General features: G+C 60.0%; 11 protein-coding genes. 5 read left to right on the top strand and 6 right to left on the bottom strand.

The genetic code is table 11. The features are described 5' to 3' along the window. Position 1 precedes the first annotated feature (1 nt). The 5 genes from ACWTV1_RS09115 to ACWTV1_RS09095 form a co-directional block, all read right to left on the bottom strand. Positions 2 to 1,282 carry an ABC transporter permease gene (locus ACWTV1_RS09115; RefSeq protein WP_498505061.1) on the bottom strand — a complete coding sequence of 427 codons (1,281 nt, stop codon included), beginning with the start codon at positions 1,280 to 1,282 and terminating at the stop codon, positions 2 to 4. Further along, complete coding sequence (locus ACWTV1_RS09110) at positions 1,282 to 2,553, bottom strand: ABC transporter permease (RefSeq protein ID WP_498505060.1); 1,272 nt, start codon at positions 2,551 to 2,553, stop codon at positions 1,282 to 1,284. The genes ACWTV1_RS09115 and ACWTV1_RS09110 overlap by 1 nt, the downstream gene beginning before the upstream one ends. Then, positions 2,550 to 4,064, bottom strand: coding sequence for an ABC transporter ATP-binding protein (locus ACWTV1_RS09105; RefSeq protein ID WP_498505059.1), 1,515 nt, complete (start codon positions 4,062 to 4,064; stop codon positions 2,550 to 2,552). The genes ACWTV1_RS09110 and ACWTV1_RS09105 overlap by 4 nt, the downstream gene beginning before the upstream one ends. Positions 4,065 to 4,187: 123 nt before the next feature. Beyond that, positions 4,188 to 5,285 carry a BMP family lipoprotein gene (locus ACWTV1_RS09100; protein WP_498505058.1) on the bottom strand — a complete coding sequence of 366 codons (1,098 nt, stop codon included), beginning with the start codon at positions 5,283 to 5,285 and terminating at the stop codon, positions 4,188 to 4,190. 130 nt (positions 5,286 to 5,415) lie between these two features. After that, entirely contained in the window at positions 5,416 to 6,537 is a 1,122-nt protein-coding gene (locus ACWTV1_RS09095; RefSeq protein ID WP_498505057.1) for a mannose-1-phosphate guanylyltransferase, read from the bottom strand. An 89-nt stretch (positions 6,538 to 6,626) separates the two neighbouring features. Between ACWTV1_RS09095 and ACWTV1_RS09090 the strand changes: the two genes are divergently transcribed. From ACWTV1_RS09090 to ACWTV1_RS09070, 5 genes are all read left to right on the top strand, one after another. After that, the gene (locus ACWTV1_RS09090) at positions 6,627 to 7,757 is read left to right on the top strand and encodes a glycosyltransferase family 4 protein (protein ID WP_498505322.1); all 1,131 of its coding nucleotides are present in this window, start codon (positions 6,627 to 6,629) and stop codon (positions 7,755 to 7,757) included. Positions 7,758 to 8,081: 324 nt separating this feature from the next. Further along, a complete protein-coding gene (sdhC, locus tag ACWTV1_RS09085; RefSeq protein WP_498505321.1) occupies positions 8,082 to 8,465 on the top strand; it encodes a succinate dehydrogenase, cytochrome b556 subunit in 384 nt (127 codons plus the stop codon). Positions 8,466 to 8,467: 2 nt separating this feature from the next. Continuing rightward, the gene (locus ACWTV1_RS09080) at positions 8,468 to 8,914 is read left to right on the top strand and encodes a succinate dehydrogenase hydrophobic membrane anchor subunit (protein ID WP_498505056.1); all 447 of its coding nucleotides are present in this window, start codon (positions 8,468 to 8,470) and stop codon (positions 8,912 to 8,914) included. Continuing rightward, positions 8,915 to 10,729, top strand: a complete 1,815-nt coding sequence (gene sdhA, locus ACWTV1_RS09075; protein ID WP_189621923.1) for a succinate dehydrogenase flavoprotein subunit — start codon at positions 8,915 to 8,917, stop codon at positions 10,727 to 10,729. After that, a complete protein-coding gene (locus ACWTV1_RS09070; protein WP_100389559.1) occupies positions 10,729 to 11,487 on the top strand; it encodes a succinate dehydrogenase iron-sulfur subunit in 759 nt (252 codons plus the stop codon). The genes sdhA and ACWTV1_RS09070 overlap by 1 nt, the downstream gene beginning before the upstream one ends. A gap of 184 nt (positions 11,488 to 11,671) precedes the next feature. Here ACWTV1_RS09070 and ACWTV1_RS09065 read toward each other — a convergent pair whose 3' ends face one another. Next, on the bottom strand, positions 11,672 to 13,300 hold the full coding sequence (locus tag ACWTV1_RS09065) for a sigma-70 family RNA polymerase sigma factor (protein ID WP_498505055.1): 1,629 nt from the start codon (positions 13,298 to 13,300) through the stop codon (positions 11,672 to 11,674). Positions 13,301 to 13,827: the final 527 nt, after the last annotated feature.

The raw sequence follows: 13,827 nt of genomic DNA, 5'->3' as shown, positions 1-13,827 counted from the left end.
GTTACCCCTTTACGTACGGTGTTCCGGATGCTGCTGGCGGTCGAGACTTTCCGACCAGACCGGCGACAGCAATGATGGTCACGACGTACGGCAGCATGAGCATGAACTCGCTCGGCACCGGCGAACCGACAACGCTGAGCGCGTTCTGCAGGTTGCTGGCGAAGCCGAAGAGCAGCGCGGCAAGCGTTGCCTTGATCGGGTCCCAGCGTCCGAAGATCACGGCAGCGAGGGCGATGAAGCCGGCGCCCGCTGTAACGTCTTTGCCGAACTGACCCGTTTGGCTCAGCGTGATGAACGCTCCACCCATACCGGCAATCGCGCCGGCAAGGGCGACGTTCCAGAAGCGTGTCAGCGTCACATTGATACCTACAGTGTCGGCGGCCTTGGGGTGCTCTCCCACAGCGCGCAGACGGAGGCCCCAGCGTGTGCGGTACATCGCGAAAGCAACAGCAGCAACGATGATGTAAAGCAGGTAGACGATGACGGTCTGCTTGAAGAGCACCGGCCCGATGATCGGGATGCCGCTGAGAATCGGGATCGGCAGCGTGGAGAAGCCTTCCGGGTTATTTAACTGCCCCGGGCTTTCGGTGAGCCACTGCGAGTACAAGAATCCGGTCAGACCAGACACCAAGACGTTGATAACAACACCCACGATGATCTGATTGACGAGGTACTTGATCGCAAAGACCGAGAGCAGGAACGAAACGAGCATTCCCGCGACGGCAGCAGCGAAGAGGCCCGCAAAAGGTGACCCGGTGATGGTGCCGACAACAGCGGAGACGAAAGCACCAGCAAGCAGCTGCGCTTCAATCGCAATGTTGACCACACCAACGCGCTCAGAGATAACGCCACCGAGGGCACCAAACACCAGCGGCACAGCGAGAACCAGCGAGCCGGCGAACAGCTCGGGAACGCGCAGTGTCTCGTCTGCAGCAGCCCAGGTGAGGAATCCCGTGAGGGCGAAGATAGCGCCCGCAATCGGGATCCACTTGGGAACGCTGCGGTCTTGAGAAATCATGAACGCAGACCCGACAGCGATGAGGGCTGTCAAAATCGTGACGATGACTCCCGTGGCCAACGCAGGCAAGTGAACTACCGGCAGTTGGATGAGGTCGGTACCGGTCGAGAGGTTGAACCCGGTGGGAGCATCCTCAGCGAATCCGATGAAGAGAACGCCGGAAATCAACGAGACGATCGCGAAAGCAATCGGCAGCTTCCAGCTACGGCGGTCGATTTTCGATGCCGCCGAGGTCTTACTTTCAGTGTTGTTCGTGAAAGTCATTAGCTAAGCACCTTCTTTGCGCGAGCGCCGGGTTGCGGCAATCGGAACACGGCACGCACTAGTGGTGGTGCTGCGATGAACAGAACGATGAGTGATTGAACAACGAGAACGATGTCAATCGGGATGCTCTGCGATGCCTGCATCGTGAAGCCACCGGCTTTGAACGCGCCGAAGAGGATTCCGGCGGCGAATGTGCCCCACGGTGTTGAGCGCCCCAAGAGTGCAACGGTGATGGCGTCGAAGCCGATACCGGCATCCACCCCGGACGTAAAGCCACTGGTCGTCGTTCCGAGCACCTCGGTGCTTGCCGCGAGACCGGCGTAACCACCGGCAATCAGCATCACGTAGACGTAGATGCGCTCGACTTTGACACCTGCCACTCGCGCCGCATGAGGGTTGAGGCCCACAGCGCGGAACTTGAAGCCGAGGCTTGAGCGGTCAATGAGCCACCACGCCAGAACAGTCGCCGCAACCACCAGGACGAACCCCCAGTGCAGCTTGAAGCCGTCGCCGAAGATGGGCTGCAAGACCGCGCTTTCTGCTGCCGGCGGAGTCTTGGGGTTGTTCGAACCGGGGTTCTTAAGCAGGTCGGTGCGAAGCAAGAAGCTGATCAGGTAGTAGGCGACGTAGTTGAGCATGATCGTGACGATCACCTCGTGGGCGCCGGTGCGAGCCTTCAACAGCCCCGCAATAGCTCCCCACAGAGCACCACCGATGATTCCCATCACGACAGCAACAATGACGTGGATAACGATCGGCAGGTCCCAAGCGAAGCTCGCGTATCCCGCGAATGCCGCGCCCACGATGATCTGGCCGCGGCCACCGATGTTGAACAGACCAACGCGGAACGCGATGGCGACGCCGAGTCCAGCTGCGATTAGCGGAGTTGCAAAGACCAGAGTCTGAGTCAACGGCTTGATTGCCGAAAGGAAGTCATCGCGACGGAAGTCGTAGACCGAACCTTGGAACAGTGCGAGGTAGGCACCACCGACGGCACTCCCGATCGCGGCAAACAAGTCTCCCGGGCGGGCAAAGAAGTATCCGGCGGCTTCTTGCACATCAGGATCGGTGAACGCGATGAGCACGCCGCCGATCAGGATGGCGAGCACAACAGCGAGCACAGAAAGCAGGGCGTTACCAGAGGCGATCTCGCGGAACGCATTCGTCCAGCGTGCCGCATCCGGGTTAATCTGCGAGCTCTCGGCGTCGTTCAGTGCGGCGACATCCTCTGGCTTCTGTTCTTCGGGTTTCTGGGGTGTTGGCTCGCTCATGCTGCCTCCTCCGTAATGCGTTCGCCAGCCATCATGAGGCCGAGTTTTTCGCGCGGGGTATCCGCAGGCACGATTCCAACAATTTGTCCCTTGTACATGACCGCGATTCGGTCGGCTAGGGAGACGACCTCATCGAGCTCGGTAGAGACGACGATGACGGGTACACCACGATCTCGCACACCCACGATTTGTTCGTGGACGAACTCGATCGATCCAACGTCAAGTCCACGAGTCGGCTGCGAGACGACGAGCAACGAGAGTTCACGGCTCATTTCGCGGGCCAGAACTACCTTCTGCTGGTTACCACCGGAGAGCTTCGAGACGTGCTCATGGATGCTCTGCGAACGGATGTCGTATGACTCGAGCTTTTCCGTAGCGAACTCGTTGAGCACCTCGGTCTGCAGAGTGCCGAACTTGACGAAGGGTTCTCCATCGCTGCGGTCGAGCATGAGGTTTTCAGCAACGCTGAAGCCGCCGACGAGGCCGTCAACGGTGCGATCCTCCGGCACGTAACCAACGCCCGTGTCGAGAATCTGACGGGGGTTGAGCCCGAGCAGTTCTGTGCCATTCAGCGTGATGGATCCGGATGCGCGAGACTGCATGCCAAGCAGCGCCTCAGCGAGCTCCGTCTGCCCGTTGCCCTGAACGCCAGCGATTGCGAGGATCTCACCACCGCGAATGGTCACGCTGAGGTCTTTGACAGCTCGGTGGCCAAACTCATCAGCGATCGTGAGGTTCTCGATCACGAGCGCGTTGTCGGTGAGTTGTGCCGGCGCTTTGTCAATCGTCAGGTCGACCGCACGGCCGACCATGAGTGAAGCGAGTTCTTCTTTGCCTGCGTTGGGGTCGGCTTCAGCGACGACCTTTCCGAGACGAATTACGGTGATGCGGTCCGCTACTTCGCGGACTTCACGCAGCTTGTGCGTGATGAAGACGATGGATGTTCCCTCGCTCTTGAGCTGACGCATGATTGCCATGAACTCATCGGTCTCTTGCGGGGTAAGCACCGCGGTGGGTTCGTCAAAGACGAGCACTTTGGCTTCGCGGGAAAGAGCCTTGACGATCTCAACCCGTTGCTGCACACCAACAGGAAGGTCTTCGATGAGGGCGTCGGGGTCGATGTCGAAGCCGAATCGTGCGGAAATATCGCGCACGAGCGTGCGGGCGGCATCCAAGTTGAGAAGGCCGGGCCCATAGACCTGTTCGTGCCCGAGAGCAACGTTTTCAGCGACGGTGAAGACCGGGATCAACATGAAGTGCTGATGCACCATGCCAATTCCCGAGCGCATAGCGTCTCCGGGGCCGGCGAAGTGGCGGACTTCGTCGTCAATGAGAATTTCGCCCTCTTCAGCCTGGTACAGGCCGTAAAGCACATTCATCAACGTTGACTTGCCCGCGCCATTTTCACCGAGGAGACAATGAATCTCGCCCTCTTCGACCGTGAGATCAATATGATCATTCGCGATTAGGTCACCGAAGCGCTTGGTTATACCTCGCAGCTCAAGCTTCACAATCTCTCCTCATTGCTGTGATGGCGTCTTCGCCATCGTGGGATTCACAAGAATAGCCTCAGGTAGCTATTCGAAAACGAAGGGGGCTGACCCTCGCGGGCCAGCCCCCTCAGAGTTATCTAACTAGTTAAGGTACGACTTCACTTCGATGCTGCCGGAGATGATTCCGTCCTTGACCGTAACGAGTTCGGCCTCGAGGCCTGCGTCTACCTTCGACTCGAATTCGTGGAACGGCGCGATGCCAACTCCACCGTTTTCGAGAGTTCCGATGTACGGCGTGGTGTCGAGCTTTCCGCTCGATGCCTCGGTGACAACGTCTTCAACTGCGACACGGATCTGCTTGAGGATCGAGGTGAGGAAGAGGTCTGCAGCTTCCGTCTCGGTCTCGGTCAGGTCGGCGTCAACACCGAGCATGGCGACGTCCTTGCCGGAGTCGCGGATTGCCTCAACCGCGCTCTGGAAGATGGGTCCACCAACGGGAAGCAGAACATCTGCACCCTGGTCGATCAGGTTCTGAGCTGCTGCGCGCGAGTCGGTTCCGGGAGCGAAGCTACCGATGAACGTTCCGTCCTGAGCTGCAGTGTCCCAACCGCGAACGGTAACAGCAGCACCCTTTTCAGCGTTGTAGTACTCGACGCCCTGAGCCGCACCATCCATGAAGATCGAAACGGTGGGGAAGTTCATTCCGCCATAGGTACCTACGACGCCCGACTTCGAGTAGCTTGCTGCGGCGTATCCGGCGAGGAATGCTGCACCAGCGGTGTCGAAGAGGATCGGCTTGATGTTCTCTGCGTCGGTCGTGCCGTCGAAGTCGTTGTCAGCGGCATCGTCGACGATGGCGAAGTTGACATCGGGGTTTGCCTGAGCGAACTCAACAGTTGCTGCGGAGAGGTTAAATCCAACAGTGACGATCAGGTCGCAACCCTCAGCGATGAGGCTCTCGATGTTCGGCGCGTAGTCTGCGTCGCTGGTCGATTCGACAGTGTTGAACTCAACACCGAGTTCGTTTGCAGCGGCTTCGATGCCTTCGTAACCGAGCTGGTTGAACGACTTGTCGTCGAATCCGCCCGAGTCAGAAACCATGCAGGGAAGGAAGTCAAGCGTTTCGCTCGATCCTGCGTCGGTCTCTTCGGGTGCTGCTGCGCAACCGGCGAGTACGAGTGCGCTGGTGGCAACGAGCGCCATGCCGCTAAGTGCGCGGCCGTGAGTGCTGATTCTCAAGGTGTCCTCCAAGATGCTGTTCGACAGAAATTGTCGAAACGTAGTGAACCTACGCTACCGAAGAATCAAGAGTTTCATTGTGCGAATATGAGCGCTGAAGCCGAATGGTTACAAACGTGAAATCACATCGTCACAGGACGTCGTTGCGACCGGATATTTTTAGAGCATCCACTACAGATTTCACGCGCTGAGCGTTTGCAGTTGTCGTAACCAGCAAAGCGTCAGGGGTATCGACCACGACAATGTCGTTTACCCCAATAAGGGAAATAAGCCGGTCAGTCTGACTAATGACTACTCCGGTCGACTTGTCGGCCAAAACTCGAGCATTCTCGCCCAGGATGGCGAGGTCAGATTTGCGACCACCGGAGTGCAGCTTGGCAATGGATGCGAAGTCCCCAACATCATCCCAATCGAAGTCGCCGGGCACGACGACGAGCTTGCCCTCCGCCGCTGCGGGCTCCGCCACCGTGTAGTCGATGGCGATCTTGGTGAGGTGAGGCCAGACGGCATCCACTACGGCATCACGCTGCGGGGTATCCCACGCTTCCGCGAGCTCGGTCAGCCCCGCGAGCAGGTCTGGCTCGGCCTTGCCCAGTTGCTCAAGCAGTACATCCGCTCGGGAAATGAACATGCCGCCGTTCCAGAGGTAGTCGCCGCTGCCAACGTACGACTGCGCAGTTGCGAAGTTGGGCTTCTCTACGAACGACTTGGCGCCGATCGCGCTCGGAGCACCCTCGATGTCGAGGGCGGCACCGCAGTGAATGTAGCCAAAGCCGATTGCGGGCTCAGTGGGGGTGATGCCGATGGCAGCGATGAATCCGGCATTGGCGACTGCGATTGATTCACGAACGCTGCGCCTAAACCCTCGGATGTCACGAATCACATGGTCAGCAGCAAACGATCCAATAATGACGTTGGGGTCGCGCTTGAGCAGAATCGCGGCCGCAAGCCCGATGGCAGCCGAAGAGTCTTTCGGCTCACTCTCGAGCACAACATTGGGGTCACTGAGTTCGGGAAGCTGCTTTTCGACGGCAGCACGATGCGCTCGCCCGGTGACGACCATGATCCGGTCGGGCCCGGAAAGCGGTGCGAGCCGATCCCACGTATCGCGAAGCAGGGTTTGCCCCGACCCGGTGAGGTCGTGCAGAAATTTGGGAGCATCCGCGCGCGAAAGCGGCCAGAGCCGTGATCCGATGCCGCCGGCAGGGATCACGCTATAGAAGTTGTCGAACGATGCCTCATGTTGGCTCATGCTTCCACCTTAGACTTCAGCACCCGTTAACTCGCCGGTTATCCACGCCTCGTACCGTCAGCACTACGAGACCGATTGAGGTGCTGATTGTGCGAGTCGTCATTGTGAGCGAAAGCTTTCTTCCCACTGTCAACGGAGTCACGAACAGCGTGCTCAAGGTGCTCGACTATTTGAGTGCCGAAGGGCACGATGCGATTGTCATTTGCCCATCGGCGGGGGCACCAAAAACCTACGCGGGGTTCCGTGTTCACGCGGTACCGGCTCTGGCTTACCGCCAATTCCCCGTCGGGCTCCCCAATCCGCAGGTGCACAAGCTGATCGCAGACTTTCGGCCCGATGTTGTTCACGCAGCGGCCCCGTTCCTTCTCGGCGCACAGGCGATCTCCTCGGCCAACCGACTCGGTATTCCCACGGTTGCCATTTTTCAGACGGATGTCGCTGGCTACGCTCGCCGCCACCACCTCGGTCAGGCCACGAAATTGGCCTGGCGCATCGTGCGCTGGATCCACGATGGCGCGCAATTGACTCTCGCTCCGTCGAGCACAGCCATGGCCGACCTGCAGGCCATCGGCCTGACGAAGCTCGAGCGCTGGGGCCGCGGCGTTGATCTGGCGATGTATCACCCCGCCAAGAAGCTCTCCCCCGCAACCGCCCGACTGCGCAAACGGCTCGCCCCTCGCGGCGAAGTGGTTGTCGGCTACGTCGGACGCATCGCTCCGGAGAAACAAGTGGAACGCCTGCGAGCTCTTCGCGGCCTCACCGGAGTGCGCGTGGCGATCGTCGGAGACGGTTCATCGGTACCTCTTGTTAAGAAGGAGCTTGCCGGCATCCCGGTCACGTGGCTTGGCAAGCTGGGCGGCGAAGAATTGGCCACGGCGTATGCCGCTTTCGATGTGTTCGCTCACACGGGCACGGAGGAGACCTTCGGCCAGACGCTTCAGGAAGCTCATGCAGCCGGGTTACCGGTCGTGGCTCCCCGCGCGGGCGGGCCAATCGACCTCATCACGCACGGCACGAATGGCTTTCTTTTCGAACCGGATAACGAGGATGAGTTGCGGGCCTATATAGAGGCGCTCTGCCTTGACCCGGCGCTTCGTGCTCGCATGGGTGAGGCCGGCCGTCGAACAGTGCTGAACAAGTCGTGGAGCGGCATCTGCGCTGAACTCGTCACGCACTACAACGATGCAATCGCGACGGTGCCGGCACAGCTCACGCGCTAGGCATCGCGCAGCTCGCGACGCGACGGAGTCCTCAGCAGGTTCGTTGCTCGAAAAACTCTTCAACTGCTGCGGCTACACGCTAATTTTCTGGGCGAACGCTCATTGGCGCTCCTTAAGTTCCGCAATATTCACGAAAACCTTCGCGATTTCTTGCTATTTAGGGTCGACTGGGAAGCGGCCGTCTGTAAGCGGGAATAGAATGGGTAGGTCCGCTGTGCGGACACTCATCGGTCGCGGTGGACGCGACCCAAGACCGCAAGGAGGGTCCTCGTGCCAGAGAAGTCGGCGAGCAACCTAGTGGCGGAGCCGCAGTCGCCGCCCAAGATTCGCTCACCCAAGAGACCTGCTGGCACCCTGTACCGGGGTAACGAGGGCATGTGGTCGTGGGTGTTGCACCGTATTACCGGTGTTTCCATCTACTTCTTCCTCCTCGTGCACATCTTGGACACAGCACTCGTTCGCGTAAGCCCTGAGGCCTACAACATCGTCATCGACTCCTACAAGACGCCGCTCATGGGTCTTGCTGAGATCGGTCTTGTTGCGGCCATCGGGTTCCATGCGATCAACGGACTGCGCATCATCCTGATCGACTTCTGGGCCTTCGGCGCCAAGCACCAGCGCACCCTGTTCTGGGTAGTCGTTGGTATCTGGCTGGTGCTGCTTGCCGGATTCATCCCCCGCCAGCTAATGCACGTCTTCGGAGGTTGAGCATGAGTCTCATCGAAGCCCCCCGCACTCCTACCCGTGGTCGCCGCACTGGCGGCATCAACTGGGAAAAATGGGGATGGATCTACATGCGCGCCTCTGGTGTCGTTCTTGTCGTTCTCATCTTCGGCCACCTTCTCGTCAACATGTTCCTGGGCGAGGGCGTTAAGGCAATCGACTTCGCGTTCGTCGGCGGAAAGCTCTCCGACCCGTTCTGGCAAGTCTGGGACGGCCTGATGCTGTGGCTCGCCCTCATCCACGGCGCCAACGGTATGCGCACGATCGTGAATGACTATGCGGCCAACCCGAAGGTGCGCACGGTTCTGCTTGCCGGAATCGCCGTATCGACCGTCATCCTGATCGCGCTGGGAACCCTCGTGATCACCACCTTCGACCCCTGCCCAGCCGGTGCTGACCCAGCACTGCTTGCAAGCTTCTGTGAGGCGCTTTAATTGTCTACGATCAACACCGGCGACATCGCCGACGGAACCGTTATTGACGGTGTCCACTACCACCAGTTCGACATCGTGATTGTGGGCGCCGGTGGTGCCGGTATGCGTGCCGCTATTGAAGCCGGCCCGCACGCCAAGACCGCGGTGATCTCCAAGCTCTACCCCACGCGCTCGCACACCGGTGCAGCGCAGGGCGGTATGGCTGCGGCCCTCGCCAACGTCGAGGACGACAACTGGGAATGGCACACCTACGACACCGTCAAGGGTGGCGACTACCTCGTTGACCAAGACGCTGCCGAGATCCTCGCCAAAGAAGCCATTGACGCGGTCATCGACCTCGAAAACATGGGTCTGCCCTTCAACCGCACCGAAGACGGCAAGATCGACCAGCGTCGCTTCGGTGGTCACACTCGCGAGCACGGCAAGGCTCCGGTTCGCCGCGCCTGCTACGCCGCCGACCGCACGGGTCACATGATCCTTCAGACGCTGTACCAAAACTGCGTCAAGCTCGGCATCAACTTCTTCAACGAGTTCTACGTTCTCGACCTGGTCATGACCGAGGTTGATGGCGTCGAAGAACCCTCCGGCGTTGTTGCCTACGAGCTCGCTACCGGCGAGCTGCACGTGTTCCAGTCGAAGGCGATCATCTTCGCTACCGGTGGATTCGGCAAGATCTTCAAGACGACATCCAACGCTCACACCCTCACCGGTGACGGCGTCGGAATCATCTGGCGCAAGGGCCTTCCGCTCGAAGACATGGAGTTCTTCCAGTTCCACCCCACCGGGTTGGCTGGATTGGGCATCCTGCTCTCTGAGGCTGCTCGAGGCGAAGGCGCGATCCTGCGTAACGCGGAGGGTGAGCGCTTCATGGAGCGCTACACGCCGACGCTCAAGGACCTCGCCCCGCGAGACATCGTTGCGCGCTCGATGGCTACCGAGATTCGTGAAGGCCGCGGAGCTGGTCCCGACAAGGACTACCTGTTCCTCGACATCACTCACCTTGAGCCTGCCGTTATCGACGAGAAGCTGCCAGACATCACGGAGTTCGCCCGCACCTACCTGGGTGTTGAGCCGTACACCGAGCCGGTTCCCGTACTGCCCACCGCGCACTACGCCATGGGTGGCATCCCGACCAACGTTGAAGCTGAAGTTCTGCGCAACAACACGGATGTCGTCAAGGGCCTGTACGCCGCCGGCGAGTGCGCGTGTGTTTCCGTTCACGGTTCTAACCGCTTGGGCACCAACTCGCTGCTCGACATCAACGTCTTCGGAAAGCGCGCCGGAAAGTCGGCCGTTGAGTACGTGAAGACCGCTGAGTTCGTTCCGCTGCCGAAGGATCCTGCTGGAGGCGTCAAGCGCATCCTCGACATGGTCCGCTCCGGTGATGGCACCGAGCGCATCGCTGTGATCCGTAAAGAGTTGCAAGACTCGATGGACCGCAACGCACAGATCTTCCGTACGGATGAAAGCCTCGAAGAGGTTACCCAGCTCATCCAGAAGCTGCGCGCACGCTACAAGAACATTCAGCTCCACGACAAGGGCAAGCGGTTCAACACCGACCTGCTTGAAGCCGTTGAGCTTGGCTTCCTGCTCGACCTCGCTGAAGTACTCGTGTACTCGGCTCGGTCGCGCAAGGAAAGCCGCGGCGGTCACATGCGTGAGGACTACCCCAACCGTGATGACGAGAACTTCCTCGTGCACACGATGGCGTACCTCACCGGCGACCCAGAATCAGAGGAGGCGGGTGACCACATCCGCCTCGACTGGAAGCCGGTAGTGATCACTAACTACCCGCCGATGGAGAGAAAGTACTAATGAGCACTGCCGTCGCTGACAAGAAGCCTGCCGCAGCCGAAGAGATTCCTACCTTCACTGCGACGCTCATCATCCGTCGTTTCGACCCGGATGTTGACGAAGAGCCGCGTTGGGAAGACTTTGACGTCGAACTGTACGCCACTGACCGCGTGCTCGACGCCCTGCACAAGATCAAGTGGGAGCAGGACGGGTCGCTGACCTTCCGCCGCTCGTGCGCGCACGGTATTTGTGGTTCGGATGCCATGCGCATCAACGGCCGCAACCGCCTGGCTTGCAAGACCCTGATCAAGGATCTCGACATCACCAAGCCCATCTACGTGGAAGCCATCAAGGGCCTGCCGCTCGAGAAGGACTTGATCGTCGACATGGAGCCGTTCTTCGACTCCTACAAGGAGATCAACCCGTTCCTGATGGCTGGCGCCACCAAGGGCGGCAAGGAACGCAAGCAGAGCCCCGTTGAACGCGCTCGCTTCGACGACACCACCAAGTGCATCCTGTGCGCTGCGTGCACGTCGAGCTGCCCCGTGTTCTGGACGGACGGCCAGTACTTCGGTCCCGCCGCCATCGTGAACGCTCACCGCTTCATCTTCGACTCGCGCGATGAGGGTTCGCAGGTTCGCCTCGACATCCTTAACGACAAAGAGGGCGTGTGGCGTTGCCGCACCACCTTCAACTGCACCGACGCCTGCCCCCGGGGCATCCAGGTCACGCAGGCAATCGCTGAAGTGAAGCAGGCCATCATTAAGGGCAAGCCTTAACGGCGCACCCGCACTAAACAAGCTCGCCCCTGTCGCTACCTCGGTAGCGACAGGGGCGACTTGTTTATGGCCGACCGTCACCCACGGCGGCCGACCACAACGAGCATCGGGTTGCTCTACAGAGAGAGACTGACAATGAGCGTCGCTATGACGCGAGAAAAGCCGAACACCCCCGAACTGGGGTTTAGTTCAACAGTCGGATGTTGACGCCCTGGTTGGTTCCAGACGACAGGTTAAGCGGCTTGATGAGGTCGTTGATGAGACCGTCGACGACACCAAGGAGTCCTCCCAGAAGGCCACCGGTACCGACGATGCCGGCAAGGTAGTCGCGATCAATGGTCTGGACAAGGTCGAGTGACGAGAGACCTCCGGGGATACCCGTGACGTTGAGAGCGAAGGTTCCATTGCTCGAAACGGTGGTTGTCGCGTAGACGAGGCCTCCGGCCTGAAGAGAGAGGTGGCCACCGGGTGTCGCAGTGCCTACGAGGTTGAGGTCGATATCAGCGGCGACGACTCCGCCGGGAGCGGTATGGCCCTCGGGAGGTGCTCCCCCGGTGACGGTGCCAACCACCGCATCCACGAGTCCACCTACTGCCCCACCAACGCCGTCTACGACGCCGCCAAGGCCAGTCCCGAGACCGCCGCCAGCAGATTCTCCAGCGACCGTCGCAGAGTCAATCGAAGGCACGGTAGGAATCGTGAGGTTGCTGGGGTCTGCACGGTCGCCGCCGAGGTTGTCATTGACACTTGCCGCGGCTGAAGTAGAGCTGTCGGAGGAGTCGATTGATTGGCTTGATGAGGTGCCGTCGGCCGTTCTGGACTCCGGGGCAACCGGTGCCAACGCAACGAACGATCCAGTGATCGCGATGGCGGCGGCAACGGTTCCCGCGATAGCGACCGGAATCGCGCCTGCACTCGCGCCCCCCACCGCAGTAACGGCGGTCGCTCCGGCCACGTGGGTTGACGCGACGACGGCTGCTGGCATGGCCGGCGCTGCTGCTGCAGTGAGCGACGCGGCGCCACCCTGCCCGAAGGCGCTCAGGAAGCCTCCGCCTGCAACGCCGCCCAGCAGCATCGGGATCATCACGAGTGCTAGGCGTGAACCAACTTCGTCGACTTCTTCACACACGATCGCGCAGCGAGTGCACGACTCAAGGTGAGCTGAAATTCTCTTAGCATCGCGGCCACTGAGGCTCTGACGAGCATGCTCGCCAAACTTGGACATGGCCCACTGGCATTCACCGGATGCCGTGGCATCGTTGATGTGAGCCTGCAACCACGCTTTACGAAGGCCTTCACGCGCACGGTACGACAGCGCAGCGACACTGTTGGCGCTCATCCCCATCAGCGGAGCCACTTCGTGAGGATCCATGCCCTCTACTTCGGTGTACCAGAGCACCGACTGCCAGCGTTCCGGTAGTTCACGGAAGGCTTTTGCGGTGAGCGTGTGGTCGAGGGCGATCGCAATCGGATCGTCAAGCGTGCTGGGGTCTTCGAAGTCTGCGATCTCATCCACTTGTACTTCGCGGGACGCAGCGCCCCAGGTCGAAGCGAGGTTGCGAATGGTCGTATAGAGGTAAGGGCGAAAGGCTCCCTGCGGGCCGCCACCCGCCAGCACACGCTGGTAAATACGCGCGAACGACTCAGACACGAGATCGTCCGCGTCTATCGACGTGTACTGACGGGCAACACATATACCCGAGCGGTAGTGGCGACTCCAGAGCTCGGCAAAGGCGTTTTGTACCCCCGTACGCGCCTGTGCCAGCAGCTGCTCGTCCGAAGTGGTTAGCTTCGAAGCCACGATTCCGCTCATCCCCCTGATCCATTTCCCGGGCCTCCCTTTTGTCCCTTTGGGGCGAAGGTTATGGAGAAAGAACCTTCTTACCCAAAGAGACCGAGTAACCCGTTCTCTATGACGCAGACTACCGAATTTTCTCAGAAATTTGTGACCCCACTAGGGGGGAACAGATCGTTCTGTCCCGAATAGTGCTGCGTTCTAGCGGCTTTCAGACTAGCGGCGCCGGTGCGCCAACCGGGGCTGCACTAGACCACCTATTTTCGCTGACAGCGCTCTCATCGCCGAGATTGTGAGGCGTGGCAGGGACAGCGCTAAACCACTTTCTGGCCGAGGCTCGCGCCCACTTTTGCCAATCAGCACCATTTTTGACCGCGTCGATGAGAGCCACATCGTTCGGAAATTTGTACCCCGATGGGCACGCCGGGCGTTACTGAGAAGCCATCAATTCCGTCGCGAAGACCCACCGTCGGCCGCAGGAATACACCTTTCGGGTGGACCACTTCACGGCATCGCGCCCACGACACGACGCCCGCCACTCCAGC

Source organism: Salinibacterium sp. VpJ6, assembly GCF_059767345.1.
This window is presented reverse-complemented; position numbering and strand designations above follow the sequence as displayed.